Annotated in this window: 21 protein-coding genes; 5 read left to right on the top strand and 16 right to left on the bottom strand. The window is 52.6% G+C overall.

Annotation, left to right across the window (positions count from 1 at the left end):
• Together C162_RS37535 and C162_RS02475 are read right to left on the bottom strand one after the other, a co-directional pair.
• The coding region (locus C162_RS37535; protein WP_200869165.1) for an FDLD family class I lanthipeptide at window positions 1-143 on the bottom strand (143 nt) is incomplete at its 3' end.
• A 531-nt stretch (window positions 144-674) separates the two neighbouring features.
• Window positions 675-3497: a glycoside hydrolase family 3 protein gene (locus tag C162_RS02475; protein ID WP_036690943.1), complete on the bottom strand. Its 2823-nt coding sequence runs from the start codon at window positions 3495-3497 to the stop codon at window positions 675-677.
• 275 nt (window positions 3498-3772) lie between these two features.
• Here C162_RS02475 and C162_RS02480 point away from each other — a divergent pair, with 275 nt between their 5' ends.
• On the top strand, window positions 3773-4984 hold the full coding sequence (locus C162_RS02480; protein WP_036690945.1) for a sugar efflux transporter: 1212 nt from the start codon (window positions 3773-3775) through the stop codon (window positions 4982-4984).
• Window positions 4985-5047: 63 nt separating this feature from the next.
• Here the strand turns inward: C162_RS02480 and C162_RS02485 are convergent, their stop codons facing one another.
• The 3 genes from C162_RS02485 to C162_RS02495 form a co-directional block, all read right to left on the bottom strand.
• Window positions 5048-5746 carry an SDR family oxidoreductase gene (locus C162_RS02485; protein ID WP_036690947.1) on the bottom strand — a complete coding sequence of 233 codons (699 nt, stop codon included), beginning with the start codon at window positions 5744-5746 and terminating at the stop codon, window positions 5048-5050.
• 177 nt (window positions 5747-5923) lie between these two features.
• Window positions 5924-6751, bottom strand: a complete 828-nt coding sequence (locus C162_RS02490) for a metallophosphoesterase family protein (protein WP_036690950.1) — start codon at window positions 6749-6751, stop codon at window positions 5924-5926.
• 123 nt (window positions 6752-6874) lie between these two features.
• Window positions 6875-7456: a TetR/AcrR family transcriptional regulator gene (locus C162_RS02495; protein ID WP_036690951.1), complete on the bottom strand. Its 582-nt coding sequence runs from the start codon at window positions 7454-7456 to the stop codon at window positions 6875-6877.
• A 298-nt stretch (window positions 7457-7754) separates the two neighbouring features.
• On the opposite strand from C162_RS02495, the gene C162_RS02500 reads away from it, so the two are divergent.
• On the top strand, window positions 7755-9185 hold the full coding sequence (locus C162_RS02500) for a DHA2 family efflux MFS transporter permease subunit (RefSeq protein ID WP_051493181.1): 1431 nt from the start codon (window positions 7755-7757) through the stop codon (window positions 9183-9185).
• Between the two features lie 160 nt (window positions 9186-9345).
• Window positions 9346-9636 (top strand): hypothetical protein, encoded by a 291-nt coding sequence (locus C162_RS02505; protein WP_036690953.1) that lies wholly within the window; start codon window positions 9346-9348, stop codon window positions 9634-9636.
• Window positions 9637-9680: 44 nt separating this feature from the next.
• Here the strand turns inward: C162_RS02505 and C162_RS02510 are convergent, their stop codons facing one another.
• Both C162_RS02510 and C162_RS02515 read right to left on the bottom strand, forming a co-directional pair.
• Entirely contained in the window at window positions 9681-10022 is a 342-nt protein-coding gene (locus C162_RS02510) for a hypothetical protein (RefSeq protein WP_036690956.1), read from the bottom strand.
• A gap of 186 nt (window positions 10023-10208) precedes the next feature.
• Window positions 10209-12587 (bottom strand): ABC transporter ATP-binding protein/permease, encoded by a 2379-nt coding sequence (locus C162_RS02515; RefSeq protein WP_036690958.1) that lies wholly within the window; start codon window positions 12585-12587, stop codon window positions 10209-10211.
• 215 nt (window positions 12588-12802) lie between these two features.
• Between C162_RS02515 and C162_RS02520 the strand changes: the two genes are divergently transcribed.
• Window positions 12803-13477: a response regulator transcription factor gene (locus C162_RS02520; RefSeq protein ID WP_036690960.1), complete on the top strand. Its 675-nt coding sequence runs from the start codon at window positions 12803-12805 to the stop codon at window positions 13475-13477.
• Window positions 13474-14520: a HAMP domain-containing sensor histidine kinase gene (locus C162_RS02525; protein WP_051493163.1), complete on the top strand. Its 1047-nt coding sequence runs from the start codon at window positions 13474-13476 to the stop codon at window positions 14518-14520. Before C162_RS02520 ends, C162_RS02525 begins: the two co-directional genes overlap by 4 nt.
• 399 nt (window positions 14521-14919) lie before the next feature.
• Here the strand turns inward: C162_RS02525 and C162_RS02530 are convergent, their stop codons facing one another.
• From C162_RS02530 to C162_RS02570, 9 genes are all read right to left on the bottom strand, one after another.
• Window positions 14920-15600 (bottom strand): hypothetical protein, encoded by a 681-nt coding sequence (locus C162_RS02530; protein WP_036690962.1) that lies wholly within the window; start codon window positions 15598-15600, stop codon window positions 14920-14922.
• A 363-nt stretch (window positions 15601-15963) separates the two neighbouring features.
• Window positions 15964-17046, bottom strand: coding sequence for a Gfo/Idh/MocA family protein (locus C162_RS02535; protein ID WP_036690964.1), 1083 nt, complete (start codon window positions 17044-17046; stop codon window positions 15964-15966).
• A 113-nt stretch (window positions 17047-17159) separates the two neighbouring features.
• The gene (locus C162_RS02540) at window positions 17160-18764 is read right to left on the bottom strand and encodes a response regulator transcription factor (protein ID WP_036690966.1); all 1605 of its coding nucleotides are present in this window, start codon (window positions 18762-18764) and stop codon (window positions 17160-17162) included.
• Window positions 18765-18806: 42 nt separating this feature from the next.
• Window positions 18807-20570 (bottom strand): sensor histidine kinase, encoded by a 1764-nt coding sequence (locus C162_RS02545; RefSeq protein ID WP_051493164.1) that lies wholly within the window; start codon window positions 20568-20570, stop codon window positions 18807-18809.
• A 101-nt stretch (window positions 20571-20671) separates the two neighbouring features.
• Window positions 20672-21517, bottom strand: a complete 846-nt coding sequence (locus tag C162_RS02550; RefSeq protein ID WP_036690968.1) for a carbohydrate ABC transporter permease — start codon at window positions 21515-21517, stop codon at window positions 20672-20674.
• Window positions 21514-22476 carry a carbohydrate ABC transporter permease gene (locus C162_RS02555; RefSeq protein ID WP_036690971.1) on the bottom strand — a complete coding sequence of 321 codons (963 nt, stop codon included), beginning with the start codon at window positions 22474-22476 and terminating at the stop codon, window positions 21514-21516. Before C162_RS02555 ends, C162_RS02550 begins: the two co-directional genes overlap by 4 nt.
• 281 nt (window positions 22477-22757) lie before the next feature.
• Window positions 22758-24107, bottom strand: coding sequence for an ABC transporter substrate-binding protein (locus C162_RS02560; RefSeq protein WP_036690974.1), 1350 nt, complete (start codon window positions 24105-24107; stop codon window positions 22758-22760).
• Window positions 24108-24308: 201 nt separating this feature from the next.
• Window positions 24309-25493, bottom strand: coding sequence for a DUF4367 domain-containing protein (locus tag C162_RS02565; RefSeq protein WP_036690977.1), 1185 nt, complete (start codon window positions 25491-25493; stop codon window positions 24309-24311).
• Entirely contained in the window at window positions 25475-26032 is a 558-nt protein-coding gene (locus C162_RS02570) for an RNA polymerase sigma factor (RefSeq protein ID WP_235218333.1), read from the bottom strand. The genes C162_RS02565 and C162_RS02570 overlap by 19 nt, the downstream gene beginning before the upstream one ends.
• Window positions 26033-26136: the final 104 nt, after the last annotated feature.

Here is a 26136-nt window from a genome sequence, read left to right on the forward strand (position 1 = left end):
CATACTATACTTGTAACATTTGGCTGTACAGAAGAAACTGTAGTCTTATTAACTTGCACATCCAGATCAAATAAGTTGTTTTTCATATTAACCCCTCCTCTCTTTTTCAGGAATAAAATATAACCAAATGTAATAATATACATTCATTACCTTGGCATAAACCATAATAACACACCATATATTGTATATCAAATAAATTACATATAAGTAAAAAAACAATATCATTGATTACTATATATAATATAGTTACAAGGGAAAAAATGTATAATCTATGAATTTTTCGTTCTATATTTTCCATACTATCCTTTGATATTCAAAATTATTATAAAAAAATAGTAATCTAAAAAAAGACTTCTAACGGGCGTTTCCTCTCCCCCTTCTCTTTCGAGGCTTTATAACAACGCCGCAAGATTCACTTGACATTACAGGCTGGTATTTTATTCGTCGCTCTCTGACAAGCACTTTGTCGACTCGCTTTTAGTACCACTTTTGCTATACACACAAGAATCCTAGCTACGTGGGGTCTTAGTCCCTTGATCGACTGGAACTTCACCGGCTAGATGATGCGTGCTTAACTAGGCACGCTAAATTCATAAAAAAGCTTCCGGACCGCCCTAAGGGCCATCCAGAAGCTTTTTTCACATCTATACAAGGGTCCCGCTACGCAAGAACACCTACACTGTAAACTGAATGCGGCTGAGCAGAATCTCACCCTGCAAGACAAGATACACATCTGTAGTTCCAGCATCCACATCTGCTATAGTGGACTGGCTGTGCCACTGTTGAACGCCGCCTGACGGAATGGCAAGTGTAGCCGCCAGCTTGCCGGACGGGCTGCCGATCCGGACTTCAACCACGCCTCCTTGGACAGAGGATACCAGCATTTCGACACCTGCTGCACCCTCTGCAAACCGGACATTATGGAACGCGATCCACGCCCCGCCCTTCACCGGATGTACCGCAGCGCCGCCAGCCTTACATTCATCGAGGAAGACGCTATCGTAATCATCGTAATTCTCAGCCTTAACCGGCGCATACAGATCACGCGGCGGAACAGCCTCGCCATGCACCCTGATGGTGGCTGCCAGCCGGATATCTCCTGAGGAGCGGCCTACCATTAGCTGGTATTCCCCATCCTCCACACAGTACTGTTCGCGGCTGACGTCCCAGAAGGAGAGTTCAGCGGCGGGTAAGGTAAAGGTGACCGTCTGCTTGTGTCCGGCAGCCAGCCGGATTTTGACGAACCTCTTCAGCTGCTTAAGCGGCCGCTTGATCCGGGTGGACAAGCACTGGACATACAACTGGACGACCTCGTCACCGTCAACGCTGCCGCTGTTCTCAAGCTCTACGGTCAGATTGATATTACCGTCCTGCTGTATTTCCTCCGCTGCCAGCGACAGGTTGTTATAGTTCACCTGTGCATAGCTCAGCCCATGACCGAATGGATAGAGCGGCTCACCGTCGAAGTACATGTAGGTTCTTTTGCCTTTGATAATATCGTAGTCCATGAATTCAGGCAGTTGGCTGACGCTGCGGTACCAGGTCATATTCAGTTTGCCGGACGGGCTGTAATCGCCGAACAGGACATCTGCAACGGCATGGCCCAGCTCCTGCCCGCTATGCGAAGTGTACAGCACGGCTGGAATATGCTCGTCGATCCAGGTGGAGGAAATCGGATAGCTGCCGACGATCACCACAACGGTGTTCGGGTTGGCGGCATAGACGGCCTTGACCAGATTCTCCTGTTCTGCAGGCAGTACAATATCCGGCCGGTCAATCTCCTCCTTGCCGTTCAAGAGCGGATGGTTACCGACGAATACGACGGCAACCTCAGCGGCCCGCGCCGCTTCAACGGCTGCTTCTACGCCATCCACTACCAGTTGCTTATGGAATATCGGTGCTTCGGAAGAGGGCTCCTCTTCCGAGACGCGGAGGGTTCCGTCTTCGGCACTGATTGCAACCGGCTGATCATTCCAGGTACGCAAACTGACAGCGCCTTCGCCTTCCTGAACCAGGTTCAGCGATTCCTTCACATACCAGCCATAGATTTCATCCGCAGAAGCAGTCAGTGTACCAGCATCTGTCAAGGTAACATATTGTCCCCGGCTGGCAGATTCAAGGGTATGAGCGGTCCAGCCCCATGCCGTATGGCGGAACATCTCCCCGCGTTCCGGCAGATCATGCAGCACCGCTAGCCGTCCGTCCTCTCCCGTAAACCCCACGGCTTGTCCGCTGGCAGCGGAGGTCAGTATGATCCGGTCATCCCCGCTCTCGAAGGTGACCTGCTTGCCTGACAACTTCTTCGTGATTCCCTGCAAAGGGGTCACCGCATAGGGCAGCGTGCCGGAATACCAGTCTCTGAACGCTTCGTCCCCCAGCGGGCCGATTACAGCCACCTTGGACAACGAGGCTGCATTCAGCGGAAGGGCAGCGTTGTCATTCTTCAGCAGCACGATGGATTCCTTTGCGGCTTCGAGCGACAGCTCGCCATGCGCTTTGCTGAGAATAGCCGAGTCGTCGATCTTCGTATACGGATTGCCTTCCTCCGGGTCGAACTCACCGAGCCGGAAGCGGACGCGGAAGGTGTTCGCCAGCGCGCGGTCCAGGTCCGCCTCGGTCAGCAGCCCTTCACGGAGCGCCTCGTGAATAACCTTAATGGTCTCCTCCGTCTCTTCGGTCACACTGTCAATGCCATTCTTAATAGATTCCGCCATGGACTGGGCGAAGGAATCATAATACTTATGGTCCTTCACAATGCCGAACAGGTCTCCGGCATCGCTGACAATGAAGCCGTCCATCTCCCATTCGCCCTTCACAATCTCCATTACCGCCGGATGGAGGATAACCGGCACACCGTTCACGGAGTTGTAGGCGGTCATCATGGATTGTGCACCGCCTTCCTTGAAGGCAGGCTTGAAGGCTTCCAGGTAATATTCGCGCATATTGCGCGGGTCAATGCTGGACGAAGCCACGCCTCGGTCAATCTCATTATTGTTCCCGAGGAAATGCTTCAGGGTCGCTACCGCTTTCAGATACACCGGATGATCGCCCTGAATTCCCTGGACAAGCGCTGTACTCAGCCGGCCTGTCAGCTCGGGGTCTTCCCCGTAGGCCTCCTCTGTTCTCCCCCAGCGCGGGTCCCGTTCCATATCCACAGTCGGTGCCCACAGAGTCAAGCCGTTAATAGTAGGGTTCTTGCGGTAAAAGGCCCTGGCCTCATCCCCGATTGCCGAACCGATTCTCTGCAGCAGCGCCGGGTTCCAGGTACAGGCAAGCCCGCTGGGCTGCGGGTACGAGGTGGCTTTGCCCAGCCAGGAGATCCCGTGCGCACCCTCCGTACCATGCTTGTAACCGCCTACACCCAGCCGTTCAATGGCTGCCTGATATTGCGGCATCTGACTAACCTTCTCCGCAAGCGTCAGCCGGGAGAGCAGATCCTGAACACGTTCATCTAATGGCAATTCAATTTGTCTAAACGGATATGCAGCAGCGTCCATATGTAATCTCTCCTTCATTTTTTCATGATAACGGTTTCATCTCCAGCCAAGCCCGGCGTCCTCTTGCCTCCGCACAGCCCGGCTGTCCTATCCTCCTCCATCTTAGATGATTCTCCCTGACAGTAACACCTGAACAATTGGCCCAAAAATCCGTTCATTATTAGGGATTACGTAATGTATAGATGCTAATCAGACACATCCTATGCTATTGACGTTATACTATAATTAAATCAAAGAGAAGACTAAACGATGCTGAAAGGAAGTCCACACACTCTATGCTCAAAAGAACCTATGCTCTGCTCCTCATTCCAACCTATCCTATATTCCTGCTCTGCATGCTGTTCCAGGGAATGGCCATCTCTATCAGTGCTCCATTCCTGGCGGTCTACTTCACAGAAAAACTCGGCGTTACTGCCGGAACCTTCGGAATATTTACAGCGGTAACCCTCCTTAGCGGGGTAGCCTTAAGCATGTTCATCGCCAAACGCTCCGACGCCGGGCTGAACCGCCGCAGGCTGATGGTGATCTGTATGATGTTCAATGCTGTTGCTTTTTCCGGATACATATTCATTCATGACTTCTACCCGCTGCTGGCTTATATGACAATATTCACCGCAGCCGGCGCCCCGGCGATGCCGCAATTATTCGCCAGCGCCAGAGAAGCTGTGAGCGCCAGCAGCTCTCCTGATCATGCCTTGGCTAACTCGGCCCTGCGCTCAATGTTCTCCCTTGGCTTTATCAGCGGTCCGCTGGCTGGAGCCGCGCTCCTGAGCCGCTTCGGATTTCAGGGGATTTTCTCAACGACCACACTGATCTTCCTGATCAATGCCCTTCTGGTGTTCAGCTTCGTACGGCCTTCAGCCGCTAAGCAGCAGCCCGAGCGGCGTGTCCAGCAGCCCGCCGGGCTGCAACGGAATGCCAGGGTACTGGTTCCTTTTCTTATCCTGACCCTGCTCTATACCGGACACTGGGCCAATAATCTGAATATCTCCTTGTTCATTGTTAATACGCTGGGAGGCACTACACAGAATGTAGCTTCGGTGGCTAGTGTCTGCGCGTTAATGGAGATTCCGTTCATGCTGGTGCTGGGGCTGCTGTCAGCCAAATACGACAGCAAAGTGCTGCTGGGCTGGGGAATGGCAATGGGGGGGATCTATTATGCGCTGGTGATGGGAGTAGGTGAGCTGTGGCAGCTCATCGCCGGACAGGTGCTGCTGGCTTTTTTTGTCGCTGTGATCTCTGCGATTGGAATCAGCTATATTCAGGATCTGCTGCCGGACCTTCCCGGCTATGCCTCCACGCTGTACACCAATGCTACAACCATCGGCAGACTGGCCGGAAGCCTGGCGGGAGGAGCCGCAGCCCAGTGGTTAGGATACCGCCATTCCTACCTGCTCTGCGTAGTTCTGGTAGTCTGCTCACTGGGACTGCTGCTCTGGCCCCGCCGCTCTCCGGACGAGAAAATTACAGCTCCGCTCGCCTCTTAACATGTGAGATGCTGGCAATCCATATATTTAAACCTGATGCTGCACTAGCTAGCCCGAGTATCCCTATATCTCCATATCCTTACCCGTATAATCCACGAATCTGAAATGACCGGACGGCTCGGCTCTCTGCCCGATCAGGTCCAGAATGCCCTCGGCACTGGTGCGCGGGTGAAGCGGTGCCTTAGCTCCGCCCATATCGGTAGGCATCCAGCCGGGATGGACGCTGAGTACGTGGATGCCGCGATCCTTCAGTGTGACATGGAGCTTCTGCGTGAACATATTGAGCGCAGTCTTGGAGATCGTATACGGATAGCTGCCCGGGTAAGCATTGGTGATACTGCCTGCCTCTGATGAGATATTGATGATTGAAGCATCCGGCCCGGTCAGCAGCGGCAGGAGGTGCTTAACCACCCGCATCGGTCCGTACAGATTGATATCCATGGCATTCTGCATCTCTTCTATATCCAGCGCTTCAAGTGCGGTGTCCGTGGCATTCAGCACTGCGGCATTATTGATGATGACGCCAAGTGTCCGGGCCTGCTCTGTCAGGCTGGCGGCAAGCGCAGCTATTCCAGCCTCGTCTGTCACATCAAGTGTCGCTAGAGTCAGCTTGTCCCCGTATACTGCCGCCAGATCAGCTAATGCTGCCTGCCCGCGCGTCAGATCCCGCACTCCCGCAATAACAGCATGCCCACGCTCCAGCGCAGCCGCCGTTAGTTCAAGGCCCAGTCCGCGTCCCGCCCCTGTAATCAGAATATTCATTGTACCGTTCCTCCTGTAGTAATTCTATTTGTATTAATGACCTTTATTGTTCGGTATTGTTACACCATACCTAACCCATGAAAGGGCTGTCAAGTTCACCGCCAGGACGCCCGCCCAAAAATAAAGAGAATGTCTCCACGACACTCTCCCTCCGCTATGCCTCATTCACTTAGCCCCTTAATGGGCGATAAAAGCCTCGACTTTGTAGCCTGACCCGCTGCTGGTTAATGTGGCGTTATAGTACCCCATGTTCCCGCCGGGCTTACATTTGTAGTCCCCGGAGCAGCCGGTGACGAAGAATTTGGTTCTGGTGTACCCCGGATAGATGTTGCTCAGCTTCCGGTAGAATTTGTGACCATGATGCGTGAAGATCGCCAGCACCTTCTCTCTGGCTTTTGCCGGAATGGCCGTGAAGAACTTGGAGGTCTCGGCCGCGCTGAGCACATGGCTGGAATCCACCGTAATGCCCTGCACCCGGAGCGGCCAGTGGAAATCAATAATATAGAAGTACCTGTCATCCAGATTCCGCAGCAGATTGAGGCTTGCCGGTGTGAACTGGCCCAGTGCGCAATCCAGCCACACATATCTCACCTTGCCCTGCGTTCCCGGGAAATTCATCTGTCCGGCCACCGCCCCTAAATACTGCGTGAACAAGGACCGGGTACTGGCTTCCCAATTCCCTATAGAGGCCTTGTAAGGGATGCTTCCCAGCGTGGCAGTCACTGTATCCTTGAAGTCCTTATAGTAGGCGTTAGCGTTATTCCCGTGATCCGCTCCCGCCTGGGTATTATCTCCCCCGAAGATGATAAACCGTTTGTTCCCGCTGCTCACCGCCTTAGGCAAAAGACTCTTAAAGATGCTCAAGCTGTTACCGTATCCCACATGACTGTCACCAAACACCGCAAATTCAACCGTCTGTGCCTTGATTCTGCGCTTCACTCCGGGTACAGCCTGCCGCTTGGCGCGAAGCACCCGCTTTCGTGCCGGTCCTGCCTGTCTCCTCATCTCGTACCACCCCATCCCATCAAAAATAGCTTCAGAATATATAGTAGTCCCTACTATTTATATGCGGGAGGAATTGGCTGCTCTTGGACCTATGAATCCATCAAGAAGGAATGCTTCGGGCAATTAATTCGCCCGCAGTGAAGTAATCTGCTTCGCCAGATACTGCGGTGTATACGGCATGCCCTCCCGAAGCCAGGCGATGATGGTACCAATGAGGGCCGCCGAGCCGTACCACACAGCGATATCCTTCTGTACCGTTACTTCCGAAGCATCATGTGCGGTAACCCTGCTCTCCACCCGTGCAGAAATAATGTCTGCCATCAGTTTAAAAAGCCGATCCGTAAATATCGTACTCTTCCGCGACGTAAGTACGATTTTGTAGAATTTGGCGTTCGCTGCAATATGCACAAGCAGGTGCTCCAGCATCGGCCACTTCTGTTCTTGTGCGGCTTCCGTAAAGTCCGTATCGTCTCTCACCACTTCCAGAACTTCCTCCGCCATATCATCCGCCATTTTCTCCAGCATATCCGGGATATCCCGGTAATGCAGATAGAAGGTCACACGGTTAATTTGGGCCCGCTGCGCCAGGCGGTTGACGGTGATTTTCTCAATGCTCATCTCTTCCATCAGGTCAATCAGAGCCTCCTTCAGGAATTGGCGTGTACGAAGGACACGCGGATCTGTCCGCTCGGCAGGATTAGTCATTTCTGTTCTCTCCAATCTGTCCTGCCCAAGAGCAGGCTACAATTTCAGTCAAAAGTGTTGTTTTTCAACCACATACACTACACATATCCTCTAAGTGTAAACTAATTTACATTTTCCCGAAAATCGTTGCTTGATTACATGAAATTTTCATCTATAATCTACTTTATACATTGTAAACTATACGACATATTGTAAATTTAGTCCATGAGTTGGCGGTTTGAAAGGATGAAGACTAGTGAGTATCAAGACAGCAATCAAAGAAGCCCCGTCCATTCCCAAGGGACCTATTCTGTTCGTAATGATTCTGGGTGCCTTTCTGGCTACACTGAATCAGACCATCATGAGTGTTGCTACACCGGAGCTTATGCATGACTTCAATATTACGGCGGCCACGGCCCAGTGGCTGACTACCGGCTATATGCTGGTTAACGGTGTGTTGATTCCAATTACGGCCTATCTGATGCAGCGCTTCACTACCCGGGAGTTGTTCCAGGCCTCGATGTTTATTTTCTTTGCGGGTACCCTTGTATCAGCACTCGCAGGAAGCTTCCCGGTACTGCTTACCGGACGGATGATTCAGGCTGCCGGTGCCGGCATTATTATGCCGCTGCTCACCCAGGTTATTTTGACCCTCTTCCCGCGTGAAAAAAGAGGAGCCGCCATGGGGATGGTAGGGCTCGCCATTATCTTCGCCCCGGCCATCGGCCCTACGCTGGCCGGATATATTATGGAACGTTATTCTTGGGAGATGATGTTCTATGGCATGCTGCCGCTCACGGTTATGGTCATCGTATGCGGTTTTATTTATCTGAGAAATGTAGCTGAGCGTTCTTTTCCCAAAATCGACATCACCAGTGTGATCCTATCCACCATTGGATTCGGTACCCTATTGTACGGCTTCAGCCGGGCAGCCAGTGCAGGCTGGTCCAGCGCAGAGGTGTTATTGTCGCTGGCCGCAGGCGCTATATCACTTGGATTATTCATATGGAAGCAACTCACTTCCAGGAGTCCGCTGCTTGATCTGCGGGCCTTCCAGTATAATATGTTCTCCTTGACTACCGTCATCAGTGTGGCAGTTACGATTGTGATGTATGCGGATATGATGCTCCTGCCGCTCTATCTGCAGAATGCCCGCGGCTTCACCGCTATGGAATCCGGCCTGCTGCTGCTGCCCGGCGCAGTGATTATGGGCGCGCTGATGCCCGTCACCGGTAAGCTGTTCGACCGCTTCGGAGCGAAATGGCTCGCCATTATCGGCCTGACGATCACTATTCTGACCACACTCAGCTTCGTGAATCTTACAGACTCGACAAGCTACGGTTATCTGATGCTGATGTCCACCGGCCGCCGGATCGGCATGGCCCTGCTGCTGATGCCTATTCAGACCCTCGGGCTAAATCAACTGCCCACCAGGCTGAATTCACATGGCACAGCGATCTCCAATACCGTAAGGCAAGTCGCCGGTGCAGTAGGTACTTCTCTGCTGGTCACCGTGATGACCAGCCGCACCGCCACTCACTTCCAGAATATCGCAGCCAGCAGCGGAACTGCCGGCGAGACTCAGCAGCATATGCTAATGGAGTCTTCCATCCAGGGCATCAACGATTCCTATCTGGTTATTGTGGGCGTCGGAATTATCGGGCTCTTACTCTCCTTCTTCATTAAGCAGGTGGGTCAGGCTAAGGAACCGGGCACGCAGCAGAAGATCGTTGTCGCCGAGGAAATCTAGGGAGAACATCTGCTGTTTTTTATTTCATAGACTGCATTTAGAAGAAGACCCGACGGAGCGCACTCCATGGGTCTTCTTCCACATCTCGCATATACGTTGCGCTTATAGTACAATGATATCCTGAATGCTTATCATTTTAAGAAAAGTAAGAGGTGCCCGAATGGCTATCAGCTTCACGAAATCAATGCTTAACCGCCTGACTCAGGAAATCACAGAGATGGAAGCCGGAATGACAGAGCTGCAGAAGAAGACCCGCAAGACCAAGCTCAAGATCAACCAGCTGGAAAAAGACTGCAAGCTAAGCTCATCCCCAAGCTCCCTCAGCAGTAAAATGAGCCGCATCACCAAGCTGCAGGCTGAACTCAAAAAAATCTCCCAGCAGCAGTTAGAGCTGTCCAAGGAGATTAACAAAAAGAAAACGCTACGCGCTCAGCTGCCTTCTACGGAGTAATCCCAGACTGCTGCTCCGGCTGCTCCCAATGCAAGCGGCGGCTGTTATTTTGAGGGACTTAGCCGGGCACGCATCCAAATTAGCAGGTAAATGACGCATAAGAAAATCCAAAATTCGTTGGCGAATATACTCTGCTTCAACACCAGGGATAGTAGAATATGGTATATGCAAGTGAATACCAGCAATGACACTAATCCCACCGTCATCGTTCTGCCGGATACCTGCTGCGGAAGACTGATTTTGGAAAGAAAATAAGCAGCGGCTACCGCTACAGTGATCGATAATACGATTCTCAGATTCTGATTCTCTAGCACATCGTGCAAGGTAATAATTAACGCCAGCATAAGAAAACCCGCAATGACCTGCAACTTGCCTCTGGTCTTCATTTGATCCCTCCTGGGTACATGATTAAATCTCTATTTCCTGTTATTTTATCCCACAATCTCCCTGCCGTCTGTGATCTATGGCAATTTATCTTACAGAAATAGAATCAACAAAGAACCAAAGGAACGGATTCCCTTGGTTCTTCGTCATTTCATCATTTCAGTCTGGCTGATCCGGACTACGGCTGGTTATTCACTGCGCAGGGCAGTCACCGGGTCCTTCTTCGCCGCCATCTTGGCCGGAATAGCTCCACCAAGCATAGTCAGCAGAACGCTGATGACACCAAGAATGAGCGCGTGGAGCGGATTCAGCTGGGCGACATTTTTGAGCTCTGTCAGGTTGTAGAGGACAGCATTGACCGGGATGGTCAGCAGATAAGTGATGCCGATGCCCAGAATCCCCGAGCAAGCCCCGATAATGAAGGTCTCGGCATTGAACACCCGCGTGATATCCTTCTTACGGGCACCCAGTGCACGCAATACGCCGATCTCCTTCGTACGTTCCATCACGGAAATATACGTAATGATCGCAATCATGATCAGGGATACCACCAGGGAAATCGCCGCAAAAGCAATCAGCACCATCGTAATCCCGTCCATAATTCCACCGGAAATATTCGTCACAATCGCTGCAAGGTCAGTGTACTGCACTTGATCCTCCTCCGCTTTGCCTTCATTCCATTTATCGAGATAAGCATTTATGGATTCCTTCGCACTGAAATCAATCGGATACAGCGAGACTGCACTTGGAATATCCGTGGCCCCCAGCGCTGCAAGGGCATTCTCCTTCGTGGGCGCTGCCATACCAGCAGCGGCTGTCTGACCCGCATTCATCATAACAGACCCGCCCATCGGGCCGGTTGAACCCGAGCCTGTGAGGCCATCCGACAGCCCCTGCCCCGTTAATACATTGATATCTGCCTTCTCTTGGGCCAGGACAATCTCGGATTCTTTCGCATCGGCAATGAAGGAGGCCGCCAGTTCATCCGAATAGACCAGACCGGGCGACAGTGTTGAGATTCTCGACCCTTCCTGCGCACGCAGCACACCTACAATGTTAAGGGTAACCGCCTTGGGACTGTTATAGAGATCCTTCAGATCCCCTCCGGCTGCATTGACCACAAACTGTTCGCCATTCTTTTTATAATAGTCATTGTTATTGATCAATTTCAGCTGTGTTCCGACCAAATCGCTCAGATTGATGCTCTTGGCTTCATAATCCAGCCCGAGCGCATCCACTGCCGCATTAGTCAGACGGTTGTATTGATCGACGATGAGCACCAGATCCGTCTTCTCTGTAGGGAACTTTCCCTCTAGCAGATCATAGTACTGCTCCAGGTAGCTTCCCGAGTCACTGCCCTGTTTGCTCGGGTAGGGAGCTACAGTAATCTTGCTTTTATCCAGCGCTGCCGCCTTGTCCCCGTCCTTCACCAGCCAATTCATATTCACACTGCGGGTATAGGAGACGCCGTCCAGCAGCTTCGGATCAATCCCCTCCAGATACTGCATATACTCCTTGGTCAGCACATTCACATGCATGGCTGAGTTCACAGTCGGATCGTACGGGAAAAGCTTTTTCTCTGTCGGGTATGAGGTAAGCTCCGTGTTCTCCTTGCCTGGAGGGCCCGCATTCTGCAGATTGACCGCCGTCTGGTTGATGGAGATCGGGAAGTTGGATAAGGCCCCGGTCTCATAGGAGCTGATCTGTTTGTCGAAGCCATTGGACAGGGACAGGATCAGGGCAATACCGATAATCCCGATACTGGAGGCAAAAGCGGTCAACCCCGTGCGCCATTTCTTGGTGGCAATGTTTTTGCCGGATAATTTCAGGGCTGTGAAAAAACTCATGCTTGTCTGCTTCAGCTTGTACGCACTTGAGGTCTTCTGCGTAGCCAGCGGATTACTGTCCGAGATCGCATGACCGTCTGAGAAGCGGATCACGCGGTCTGCATAATTCTCCGCCAGCTCCGGGTTATGGGTAACCATGATGACGAGCTTATCCTCGGCAATGGTCTTGATCAGCTCCATGATCTGCTCACTCGTCTCCGAATCCAAGGCGCCGGTAGGCTCATCGGCCAGGATAATATCGGGATTGTTCGCGAGCGCCCGGGCGATGGCTACACGCTGCATCTGTCCGCCCGAGAGCTGATTCGGCTTTTTGTGCACATGATCCTTAAGGCCGACCTTCTCCAGTACCTCCAGCGCCTTACGGTGCTTCTCGGCTGAGGATACCCCGCTGAGTGTCATCCCCATCTCCACGTTGTCCGTGATGCTTAAGTGCGAGATCAGATTATAGCTCTGAAAAATAAAGCCGACACTGTTATTGCGGTACGCATCCCACTCGCTGTCCTTGAAGCGCTCGGTAGATTGGCCGTTAATGATCAGCTCTCCGCTGTCATACTGATCCAGTCCGCCAACGATGTTGAGCAGCGTGGTCTTGCCCGAGCCGCTCTGGCCCAGAATCGCAACGAACTCACTTTCTCTGAAATTAAGATTTACTTTATCCAGTGCGACTTGAGTGAATTCCCCGGTCTTGTAGCTCTTGGTGATGTTTTTTAATTGCAGCATTGTCCAGTCTCCCTTTCCATTCCTATACTCTTATTCTCTGTATGTGCTACGTGCTTCCTGTCCTGCTGTTCCCCAGTATAATCGTCCAATATAAACTAAACCTAAACTCCCGGTTGAGATTAAGTTGATCTTGGTAAGGTATACTGGAAGAATCCGCAAAACATCTATACAAGCTATACGTTAAATTACATGGAACCGTTCCAGGAGGAGAATCTATGTTTACTATTCTTGTAGTGGAGGACGACGCCAAGCTGCGGCAGCTCTTCTGCACTGTACTGACCAGACAAGGCTACCGCGCGGTTCCGGCTATGAATGGCGAGGATGCGCTGGAGATGCTGGATAAGGAATATATCGATCTGATGATCTGCGATATTATGATGCCCGTGATGGACGGCTTCGAGCTGACACGGATGCTCCGGGACAACAATAGCCAGCTTCCGGTCCTGATGGTGACGGCGCGGGAGACTTTTGCCGATAAGCAGCAGGGCTTCCTCGTTGGCATCGATGATTATATGGTCAAGCCGGTCAATGTGAATGAGATGATCCTGCGTGTCGGGGCGCTGCTGCGCCGGGCCAAAATCATCAGTGAACGCAAAATCGAATGGGCAGAAACGGTGCTGGACTATGATACGTTAACCGTGATTCAAGAGCCTGAGAGTATCGTGCTGCCGCAGAAGGAATTCTATCTCCTCTATAAAATGATCTCGTATCCAAATAAAATATTCACCAAGCAGCAGCTCATGGATGAAATCTGGGGGATGGACTCCGAGTCGGATGAGCATACGGTGGTGGTCCACATTAACCGGCTGCGGGAGCGCTTCAGGGACAACCCGGATTTTGAGATTGTTACGGTCAGAGGGCTGGGCTATAAGGCGGTGAAGCGGGGATGATCCGGGGGAGAAACCGAGGGCTATGGTGGTATTTCGTCTCGATGGTGTTCGTAATCATTCTGTTCTTTGTGTTTATTCTGTCTGTGCTGGCGTACCTGTATTTCCGGGTAGGGAATAATACGATTGGGCACCGCAATATGTTCCCGCCTGTGCTCATGATGATGCTGTTCAGCGTGGTCATCGGGACTACGATCAGTATTATGGTCGGCAAAAAGATCCTGGCCCCGATCACGGACTTCAGCCGCGCCGCCAAAGAGATTGCCAGAGGCAACTTCGACATCTATCTGAATGAGTCGCACCGTGTGGATGAGATCAGTGAAGTAGCGCATCACTTCAACCTTATGGTACAGGAGCTGCGCAGTATCGAGACCTTGCGCAATGACTTCGTCGTGAATGTGTCTCACGAATTCAAGACGCCTATTGCGGCGATTGAAGGGTACGCCATGCTGCTGCAGGAGGAGAATCTGAGCAAGGCGGAGCATGATGAATACACCGGAATGATTATCGAGAGCTCACGGCAGCTGTCCAATCTGTCCGGTAACATCCTCAAGATATCCAAGCTGGAGAACCAGGAGATGCTCTCAGAGCTGGCCGAATATCCGCTGGATGAGCAGCTCCGCCAGGCACTGCTGCTGCTGGAATCCCTCTGGTCAGCCAAGCAGCTGAACCTGGATATTGAGCTGGATGAGGAGCGGTATTATGGCAATGAAGAGCTGATGATGCAGGTGTGGCTTAATGTGCTCGGCAATGCGATCAAGTTCACGCCGGAGGGCGGAACGATCTCGGTCGCGCTGCACTCGGACGGGACCTGGATCTCGGTGGTTATCGCGGACACCGGCATCGGCATGACCCCGAAGGTGCGCAAGCACATCTTCGAGAAGTTCTACCAGGGCGACCCCGCCCGCTCCGACGGAGGCAACGGCCTCGGCCTGCCGCTGGCCGCGCGCATCATCAGCCTGAGCAAAGGCACCATTGAGGTGCGCAGCGAGCCGGGCCAGGGCTCAGCGTTCACGATCAAGCTGCCGGGGGGCGGGGCGCATTAGGCCCGTGTGTTCGGGGCCGCTTGTGGGGGGAACGAGAGGGAGGTGCACTTCTGCTCCTCATTTCCGCCTACTGCCTACCTTTGGCTAATTCAGGTGCACTTCTGCTCCTCATTTCCGCTCACTGCCCGCTTTCGGCTAATTCAGGTGCACTTCTGCTCCTCATTTCCGCTCACTGCCCGCTTTCGGCTAATTCAGGTGCACTTCTGCTCCTCATTTCCGCCTACTGCCTACCTTTGGCTAATTCAGGTGCACTTCTGCTCCTCATTTCCGCCCACTGCCCGCTTTCGGCTAATTCAGGTGCACTTCTGCTCCTCATTTCCGCCTACTGCCTACCTTTGGCTAATTCAGGTGCACTTCTGCACCTCATTTCCGCCTACTGCCCGCTTTCGGTCGAATTGCCTACCATATCTCGGAATCCATCATACTTTGAACAAGCTCATAGCGGCAGATCCGGTTACTCCCGGGTGTCAACACTGGTTTGAATTTACCTTTGTCACATAGAGTAGTTAAATGCTTTGTCGCCGTCCTCCGATTGATCCCAAGCCCCTTCACCACATCCACCGGCCGTATCATCCCATTCATCCGGCTTGCCATGTGCAGTATGTCGCGCTCTATCCTTGTATACTGGCGGCCGCCCTCAGCCCTCTGTTTCAACAAACATGGGGTTAACAAAGCTTTCAGCAAGGAGATGGTCTGCTCCGGTGCGGACTCCAGATCATCGTAAGGGATGGCGACGACGCGGTATCCGGCAATCTGCAGATACGTCTCCCGGTTCAGCTCCTGGCGGTAGCGGGTGCGGTCCGTATTCTGAACATGCGGTCCATATCCCTTGATCTCAATAGCGAACTTAACCTGTCCCGGCTTCCACACAAAATCAACAAAATATGGCCTGCCCCGCCAGTCTGCTACCTCGTACTCGGGATGCAGATCATCCAGGTTACCGAAAATCGGCCACCATACCCGCTCCACAAACATCTGCTCGCCGTGCCGGTGCCCCCGGTCCAGACGGTCCAGTCGTTCCCCTGCCCTGCGTTTCTTGTGATACTCCAGCCATCTGTCATGCTCTTCGGCAAATCCCATTTCCTTCTTCCTCCTCTGAAAAATCGACTCTTTCCCCGCAAACAGAGCATCATCTTCAACACTTGCTCACTCGCTTACTGGGGCACTTGAACCTAAAGTTACCGGCATATCCACACACAAAAAATCCCGCACCCGATAAACCAGGGTGCGGGATGTGCTTCATCCGTTTTACAAATTATAGTATCGCCACACTGCAGGCGTCAATAGCATCCTTCACCGGTGCATCAACTTCGCTTCCATGCGTACCTCTCACTGCGAAAATGTACCTCACACTGCGAAAATGGTGGGGGCGATGGAGGATTCACGGACCCAGGGTTTGGGCAAACAAGATTCTGCCAGCAGCTACGCTCCCCCGCCACACCCCTACTTTCCCTCCGCCCAGCACATCCGCTCTGTTCTTATGGCTTCGCCGGACTCAATGGCCTTCTCGATCATCTGGCCGAGGTATACATCCTGCGAGGCTTCCTCCAGTCCGTAGAAGCTGGGGCCGCCAGCGGTATAGAGGGCCATCTTGTCCAGACAGGACGCAATGGCGAGCTCGTCATCGTACAGCCGGGCTGGGGCGAACGGATTGGTATAGAGCCATTGCTCTCCGCAAATAATCCCCTGAAGGTAATAGCCTTCGGCATTCTCCAGTTCCCCGCGGTTTATGCGCTTCAGCTCCATTTGCAGAGGCACCAGGTTCTCCTGCTGGATCAGCACCCGGTTGTCGAAGATCTCTCCCCGTTCTCCGCGCACGTTAAGATGATTCGAACGCGTCCAGGAACGGTGCTGGTCTTTGGTGAAATCATAAATGCCTAAGCAGTCTCCGAAATCCAGCCAAGCCAGATCCCTGTGCAGCGGAATCAGCTTGTCTTCAGCCGGGGGGCCGCTGCGGGTTGGGCCGCTAACCCAGCTGGAGTCGAACCGCATCCCCCGGATGACTGCCTCCTCGAACCCGATGCCGAGCATCCTGCGGATCAGGGCTGCCCCGTGATACAAATGAGATACGGAGACTGTCGTCTCCGTGATTCTGCCCAGCCTGCCTGAGCGGATCAGCGATAGCCGCGCCTCTTGAACCGGATGATACGGGTACTGCTCTGCGACTTGTATCGAGGCCCCGTGTACGGTCAGCTCCTTATGCAACTGCTCCAGCTCTTCTAGACTGGAGGCAGGCGGTGTCTCTGTCAATGCTGGAAGGCCGGTCTCTGCCAGCCTGTACAAATAGTTCATTGCCGCCCCGCCGCCGACAGAGACCACTGCGAAATCCGGGTCCTCACTCCGCAGCAGCTCGTCAAGCGAGCGGTACGTCTGAACGCCCCACTCTGTTTCTATCGCCAGTCCCTGGGCCCGGTCTCTGACCACAAGGCCGCCAATCCGGAACAATTCCGGCAAGACCCGGGCAATTCGTAGATAATACTGTGCGCGGAATCCGGCTCCGCCGATAATACTGAAACTAACGGGCATAACGCTGTCCTCCCTGATGGCACATTGATGTTGATGCAGCTTTAGCCGCAAGTCCCTGCTCCGTCATCGCGGCTTCTACCATCATACTTGTCTCTGGTGAATTATATGTGTCATCATTTGATCAGCTCGGTGGGATTCATGCCGGTAATCTTTTTGAATAGCGTGCTGAAATAAGGAATGTTCTTGTAGCCTACCCGCTCCGCCACTTCATAGACCAGCATATTACGCTCCATTAATAGTTCCCTGGCCTTCTCGATCCGTACCCGGGTCAGGTAGTTATTGAAGGTCTCCCCGGTGATGTTCTTGAAGATGATCGACAAATGATTCCGGGAGATGAACACCTTATCCGACAGATCAGCCAGCGTAAGCTCCTCGGCGTAATGCTCATGAATGTAGTTGGTCATGAAATCCACGACCTGCCGGTGCTTACTGCTGCCCTTCCATTGACGGCTGGCACAGATCGCTGTGATTTTGGCGGACAACCAGCTTGCCAGCTGGTCGGGTACGGCCAGGTTGCCGATCTCCTGGGCAATCTGGTCATTGGTGAACAGATCATCGAGCACGAAGCCCGCTTCATACAGGGAGTAGGTGATAATGCCCCATAGCTCGCTGCCGAGCATCTGCACATAGTTGGCGGAGACCCCTTGCTGCGCCTGCAGCTCGGTAATATAACCGTATACAAGCTGCTGTGCCTCTGCCTCTTGTGAAGCCTTCATCGCAGCAGCCAGCTTGTAGGAGAATTTCACCGGGAAAAGGACTCCCCGGTCCTGCCCGCTGCTGTGGCTCTCCCGGTAGCAGTATACCTCATATGCCGGGCTAATCCGTAACGCCCCGTGATCCATGGCACGGAAGGCCTCCTCTGTCGATTCGGGGATCTTCGTCCACGTATCCTTCAGACCACCTATACCGATACGAACCATCAATCGGAGATAGGAGTGAATGCTATCGACCAGCCGGGTCGCCAGCTCTTCCAGCTGCTGTGTACATTGTGCTTCAGGGTGAATAATCAGCAAGGCCCGATAGCTGTTCAGCTCAGTGTATTCCATATTGGCGTAATGCTTGCGCGTGACCTCACAGGCAATGTTACTGACCGCGAAGCGCAGCAGGTTCCAGTCCGAGACCGAGAAGGAGCTGGCCCGGTCATCGCGGATCAGCTCGATCCCGATGCTTGCATGCCTGCCGTCGAGCCAGTAATGATACGAAGGCGGAAGGTGGGAATTGTTCCGGTACGAAGGCTCCAGGGTACCGACCGCTGCGGACCGGACCCATTCCTTCTCGACAAAAGGCTCGTACAGCATCATTTTCAGCTCCAGCTCACCTTGTCTGATCACCGTCTCCTGCTCTCGGAGCAGCTCTGCAATCACCTTGTGAAGGATCGTTCTAAGCGTAGGCAGACTGATCGGCTTGGAGACGTAGTCACTGACCTGAAGCCTGAGGGCTTGTCTGGCATGCTCGAAGTCTGAATATCCGCTTAGTATTATAATTTTGCCCTTGAAGCCCTCGTTCCTTAATTGCTCCATCATCGTAAGGCCGCTCATCACCGGCATATAGATATCCGTGATTACAATGTCGGGGCTGGTTGCGCGGATCATCGCCAGGCCGTCTTCCCCGTTAAGCGCCTCACCGGCCCATTCCGCACCCAGCTCCTCCCATGGAATCGCCCGCTTCATCCCCTGAAGTACCTGCCTTTCATCGTCAACAATAGCGATCTTCCACATCATGTCTGCCTCCTTAAGCTTCTCTGGCCTGCAGCAGCCGTATCAGCCTTCCTTCGCGGCGAGAGAAGCAGTCAGTATCTGTGCCGGAGCCTCTGTGAGCAGCGGCAGAACAATCTCTACCCGTGTCCCTCCCTCTTCACGTTCCTTCAGCGTAACCCCATAGTCATTTCCGAAATATCCGGCAATCCGCTCCCGCACATTCCGTATGCCATAACCGCCGGTATGCCGCCCTGGCGGACGCGCCTCCGGCTGCTTCAGGCCTGCCCCGTTATCATCAATTCTAATCTGCAGCGTCTCCTCTACCTTAGTTAAGGAGATCAAGACATGTCCGCTGCGCTGCTTATTGAAGCCGTGCACAATTGAATTCTCCACGAACGGCTGCAGGGTCAGCTTTGGAAGATAGGACTCCTGAATCCCCTGTTCCACATCAATGGTGTACTCCAGGCCATCGCCCCAGCGGAGTTGCTGGATTTCGAGATAACACTGGATGTGCTGCAATTCCTCCGATACCATGATGAAGCTTGCCCCGTTGGATAAGCCGATCCTGAACATCTGCCCCATCAGCTCCAGAATCCGGCTCAGCTCATCCTGTCCGGCCTCAATGGCCATCCAGTTGAGCTGGTCCAGCATATTGTAGAGAAAATGGGGATTGATATTGGCCTGCAAGGCCTCAATCTCCGCTTTGCGCTGCTGCTCATACCGCCGCTCCAGCGACAGGTACAGCTCCTCGATACGCTCGGTCTGCTTGCGGTAGCCGGAGAATAAATAACCGAATTCATTCTCATAGTCGCTGGGCAGCTCTTCCTTGTGCCCGCCAACTGAATACATTTTCATAGCGCTTACAAGCTGCTTAATCGGCTTGGAGAATTGCCTGCTCAGATAATGCGTCAGGAGCAGGACCAGCAGAATCGCTCCAATCCCGATTAGCCCGATCCATTCCGCCAGTTCCAGACTGCTCGCCGTAATCTGCTTCCAGGAGGTGAACTCAATCAGCGTCCAGATGGAATTATCCATCCTGGAGTAGACCAGCAGCGTATTTCCGGTATCCTTATCGCCGGGAATGTGAACATAGCCGGATTTGTTGCTCTTGAGGTCGATCCATTGAGACCACTCGCTCTGCTCCAGCGTCTCTCCGATGCTCAGAATCTGCTTGCCGGCGCTGTCCGCCATGATCCGGTTCGACCCGGAGGAGTTGCCGGTCAGTAGCGCACGGATCTCCTTGGCCTTGATATGAACGACCAGCACACCCAGGTAGTCGTTCTCGTTCATGATTTTCCGGGCGAAGCTTAGTACCGGAATGTCTCCCTGCACACTGGGAATGGAATATTCCCCCGACCAGGCGAAATCGCTTTTCACCAGATTCTTGGACCAGGACTGCTTATCCAGATCGAGAATATTGCGGAACTGAATATAGCTCTGCCCGCTGCTCGGCATCGGCTGATCCATGTAGAGGTCAATCCCCTGGATTAACGGAATGGCATAGGTCAGATTGCCGAGTGCACTCTCAACGCTTATACGCTTTCGGTACCGCTCGAAATCATCCTGCCTGTTCGATAGAAAGGTCGTCAGCTCGTTGTCCCGTGAGGTGGATAGTGAGATCTGCTCGATCATATCCAGCCGGGTGGTAATTTCATTATTCAATTCATCCAGCAGCCGCTGCTGATAGTGGGAGGTGGTCTGCACAAGGGCTTTGGAGGAATTGCTGTAGCTGGTCCAAGCTGTAACCGCTATCACCAGAATAATTATAATAGCAAAACTGTGAAAAAAAAGACGGTCGATCCTGTACTTTTTAAAAGGATTGGTCAAATGGTCCCCTTCCTTCTCCTCCGGCTCACACGAAATAAACGGTAAAGCGTCGAATAAGGCTCAGGCGCTTTACCGTTATCGGACGGATGTTTTTTTACATCTTATCCCTTTATGCCTGTTGTCGCAATCCCGTCTACGAAATACTTTTGCAGGAAGGTGAACACAAGCGTTGCCGGAACAATAGAGACAAGTGACATGGCCAGAAGCTGGCCCCACTCGGCTGCAGACTGGGAGTCATTGATCATGCGCAGCGCCAGACCCACCGTGTACTTGTCTACCGTGTTGATGTACAGGAGATGTCCCAGGAAGTCATCCCAGTTCCACAGGAAGCAGAAGATCGTCACCGTAACAACCGCCGGGAAGGCCAGCGGCATGACCACTCTCCAGAAAATCCCGAACCAGGAGCAACCGTCGATTTTGGCCGATTCGTCCAGCTCCTTGGGCACGCCGCGGATGAACTGGATCAGCAGGAAGACGAAGAAGCTCCCGCCGGCCCCGCCCGCCAGCAGATGGGGAACGACAAACGGCAAATACGTGTTGACCCAGCCCAGCTGATGGAACAAGGCGTACTGGGGAATAATCAGCACCTGGCCCGGCATCATCAGCGTCAGCATTAGAATCGAGAACCAGAATTTCTTCAGCGGAAAATCAAGTCTTGCAAATCCGAAAGCAACCAGCGTGCAGGATAACAGCGTTGCGATCAGCACCATAATCTCAAGGCCGAAGGTGTTAAGATAGAAATCAGTGAATGTATGTCCGGGAACCGATTTCCAGCCTTTGGTGAAGTTCTCCCACTGCGGGACGGACGGGAAGATTCCCGGTGAACTCAGCTCGGTGCTATCCTTCAGTGAGGCCCCGATCCACCAGACAATCGGATAGACCATGAGGAAGCTGAAGAGAATCATGAACACATGCCGGAGTGCAGGCTTCCAATTCAAAGTTGTCATTTGCGTTTTTTCCCTCCAGTGTCAGTCTCATAGAATACCCAATATTTCGAAGTGTAGGAGATCAGCAGCGTTGCAGCGACGATGGCGACCAGCATAATCCAGGCCAGTGCAGAAGCGTAGCCCAGCTCGTACCGGCTGAAGGCCCGTTCATACAAATACATAGCGTACACGTATGTAGCGTTCATCGGTCCGCCATTCGTAATCACGAAGGCCGAGGTGAACATCTGGAAGGCATTGATTACGGCCATGATCAGGTTGAAGTAGAGAATCGGCGACAGCATAGGCAGTGTAATGCGGAAGAATTGAATGAACTTGTTCGCCCCGTCTACCGAGGAAGCTTCATACAAGTCATTGGGGATCTGCTTCAGTCCTGCCAGGAAGATAACCATGGTGGAGCCGAATTGCCAGACCGTCAGCAGAATCAGTGTGCTAAGCGCAGTGTCCGGGTTGGTGATCCAGCTTTTTCCTTCGATGCCGAAGACAGCGATCAGCTTGTTGAAAATCCCGTCAACCCCGAAGATGTTACGCCAGAGCAGCGATACCCCGATACTGCCTCCGATTAGAGAAGGGAAGTAGATCGCTGTGCGGTAAGCACTGATCCCTCTGACTGCCTTGCTAAGCACCATGGCTACTAGCAGGGCTGCAATCAGCTTAAGAGGCACGGAAGCCAGCACATACATGACCGTGACTTTGGCGGATTGAATGAATTTGGGGTCTGCGGTGAAAATCCGTTCGTAATTGCGGGTCCCGATCCATTTCATTGGCTGCATCAGGGTGTAGTCAGTAAACGAATAGTACAGTGATAAGAACAACGGATACGCCGTCAGTACCAGGAACCCGAGCAGCCAGGGCGAAATAAACAAATAGCCTGCAAGCGGAGCGTTCCACCGGCTTTTGAAATAGGAGCTTTTTTTCGGCGCTGGCGAGGCTTGGGCTAAAGTGGTTGTGGAGCGGTTCATCTGTGGTCACCTCTTGTGGTCAATTTGTATAGCTTAAGTATAGTATTGGGCCACACTTCGGCTAAAGGAGGGCAATGCTCGAATTCTTTCAAAATATAACGATTAATTCGAAAACACGAGTATAACCGCGTTCCAAGTGGAAACGGCATTGCCGTCCTTATAAAGGACGGTACCATTTCAGCGAGAAAGATAAGGATAATTATAGTGCGAAGCATATAAATTCTTATCTTTTAAAAAGATAAAGCCCGGAACATTGCTGTCCCGGGCTTTCAGTTCATACCTTATTTCTCGTAAGATAACGAGGCTTCCTTCAGCTGCTTGAACGCCTCTTCCGGTGTGGATTTACCGAAGCTGAGCTGGTCACGAACCAGTACCCAGTCTTTATCCACGAAGTTCGTCCAGCCGCCGGCTCCGGCCGACCAGGTCTGGCCATCCGGCTCCGTAGCACGGAGCAGTGCCAAGCCTACCTTATCCAGATCGCTCATATTAGCTTCCAGCATAGTGGCGTTATCCTTGTTGGCCGGGAGGCCGCGGAAGGTTTGGGTAATCTTGGCAGATTCAGTATCATTCACGAACCAGTTAATGAATTTCTTGGCTTCTTCAGCATGCTTGGAGTTCTTGGAGACCGCCATGTACATCGACGGCTTCAGCCAGCCTCCGGCCTCTTCGGCACGCGGCATGGTTACAAGTGCGTAGGCTCCTGGCTTAATGCTGTCCCAGGTTCCCAGATTGTTGGAGAAGCTGTAACGGAACAGCACCTTGCCTGCTGCGAGCAGATCCATTTGCGGATCATTTTCCTTATCGGAGGCATTCACATCCGCTGGAGGAACAAGCCCTTCCTTGCGGAGCTCTTCGAACTTGCGGGTCCATTCCAGATAGGTGGCTTCATCCACGTTGAAGTGACCGTCATCCGTGATGACCTGCCCTTTGCCTCTGGCATACTGATACGCCGAGTACATGAAATAGTTACCTGCATAGTCGAGGGTGAAATACTGTCCCTTCGGCAGCTTGGACTTGGTTTCCTTCGCTAAGGCGAAGAACTCATCCCAGGTCCAGCCGTTAGCCGGGTTCGCAATGCCCAGCTTATCCATAGCCGCTTTATCATATACCATACCGAAGGCTACCGAGCCGAGTGGAACAGCATACTGCTTACCGTCCAATTGGCCGCCTGCCAGCAGCTTCGTATCGAATTTGCTCACATCTACCTCGGGAGCCAGGTCAGCCAATTGCTGGCGGGCCATCCAGTCCGGCATCCAGCCCGGGTCAAGCTGAACCACATCGGGTGCATTGTTGGCCGCAGCCTGCGTGGATAATTTGTCCAGATAACCGTCCATACCGGAATACTCCGGCTCGAAGGTTACGTTCGGATTATTCTTCGTGTACAAGTCCAGGGCCGCCAAAGTGGCTTCGTGACGCGGCTGGGAGCCCCACCACATAATCCGCAGCTTGACCGGCTCATTGGTGCTTGGTGCATCAGTTGCAGCAGCCGTCGCAGCAGCATTGGTGCTGGCAGGTGCTTCTGTAGCCCCTCCTGCATTGTTTACTTTATTCCCTCCGCCGCCGCAGGCAGCCAGTGTACCTAATATCGCTGTCATCGCCAGGACCGAAAGAGAACGCTTCCATTTCAACATCTTTAACCCTCCTGTATACATCTGTATTCTCTTGCTACATTGCTATATTAACAAGACGGGTTGGAAGTTCATAGGAGGACAATGCACGAATTCTTATAAAATCTTACGAATATGCCATCCTGCAGCTAGGCAAAAAACGTTCAAAGGCTGCTCCGCTATCCTAAGATAGCTGGGCAGCCCTGAGTCTCAACTCTGCGTTACTTATTTCATCATACTGGCGGCAATGCCGATAAGCTCATCCTTCGTTAGCTCCGTATTCTCCTGGCCGGCGATCACACGATAGTTGACCTTTGCATCGGGGTCAGACCAAACCAGACTGTATTTATACCCCAAGTCGAGCTCCTTGTTGTCCGTATCGTCCGAAAAAATGGCCTGTCTGCCTTTAATCTCTATATTCTCCATCTTTGTATATTCACTCCATGAGAGCGGATCTGCCGGGTTTTGGTTGTCATCCACACGCGAGACACCGATTCTCACCTGAACCTCCCCCTTCTTGTATACCAGTGAGGAATACGAGTAGTCAATGTTCTCCGCCTTCTCCACTCTCCAGGCCAACTGGAAGTTGTCTCCCAGGTCTCTCTCGTTTTCGCCTTTAAGCTCCTGCACATCCGGCACTTTTAAGAAAGAAGGGTTGATGATGGCCTCGTCCAGGGTATACCCTTCCGGCAGATACGCCGGCTGCTCCAGGACCGGAGCGTTGTGCTCCTCTACACTGGTCTTATAGGCGGTATAGTCCTTGAACGTGAGGGGCGGACGATACATATTCATACTCCCCTCTCCCTCCTCTCCTTCACGTGTAATTAGATAGGTGGCATACTCTCCAGGAAGCAAAATCTCCTTCATGAGCTCTGCCCCTTTTGAATACTTCTGGTTATAGAGAATACTCAGCTTCTTGTTGGCTTCATCGTCTGCACCCGGCTCTGCGTTGGGAATATAAGGCTTCAGGGGTTCTTTCGCCTTCTCAATCATCGTTCCGCCGGAAGCCGTCGCCGGAATCGGCTGATAAGGCAGCACCTTATACTGGGCTCCGGCCCCTTGCCGGACTTCACCCGGACTCTGGGCTTCAGCTCCTTGCTGGAGTTTGCCGGAGAACTGGGTATAGCCGCCGCCCAGCAAGACCAGTGCCAGGACCGCCGCCGCCCAGCCCTTCACCGGAATCCGTTTCTGTCTCCGCCCGGTTCTGGTTTCCATTCTGCGCATTACTTTAGGTGCCTCTCCGCTTGGCGGAAGGGTCTGAAGCAGGTTCTCATCTTCTTCAGCAGTCAATGCCCCCTCAAGCCCGAGCGCCTTCATTACTGGTTCATGAACATCAACGGTGTTCCAATGTGCTGAACGGTCTCCATCCTTGAGAAACTGCTCCTCCGGAGTTAATTCACGCTTGCCCATAATTGTTTCTCCTTTCGCTCAATCGCTTTTTTAAGTTTTTCTCTGGTCCGTTCATATCTTTTGCGTACGGTAGCCGTACTCACACCCAGAATTTCACTGATTTCCGCAAACGATTTATCTTCATAAATCCGCAGGATCAATAAATTCCGGTCCTCCACATCCAGCTTCCCCAGAGCCGCCGAGACCGGCTCGCTGAACAGGCGGTTCTCAACCATTTGCTCGGCGCTCTTTTCCGTAACCTCCTGCCCGATCAGCTTCCGCAACTGCTGCCGGGATTTCTGCCTCCGCAGCTGATTCAGGCAATGATGATAAGCAATCTTGTAGAGCCATGAGGTGAAATCTGCCTGAGGCTTGTACTGCCCGATATTCTGGTAGGCCTTGATCAGGATATCCTGTACTGCGTCTTCTGCCTCTTCCTTGTTATTCAACAAGCGATAACAATAGAGGTAAATCCGTTGCTGGTACAGCCTGATCACATCTGAGTACAAGCCTCCTTCTCCGCCCTGAATCCTTCTAATCTTCTCTTCGATAGGGTCCACGTTAATCTCCTTTCTGCAAATCATATAGATATAACACATGAGCCGTATGTAATGTGACAATTATCTTTTATCGGCGCCACAACAAAAAAAGAGACCCCCAGATG

Source organism: Paenibacillus sp. FSL R7-269 (assembly GCF_000517865.1).
Classification (GTDB): Bacteria; Bacillota; Bacilli; order Paenibacillales; family Paenibacillaceae; genus Paenibacillus_AQ.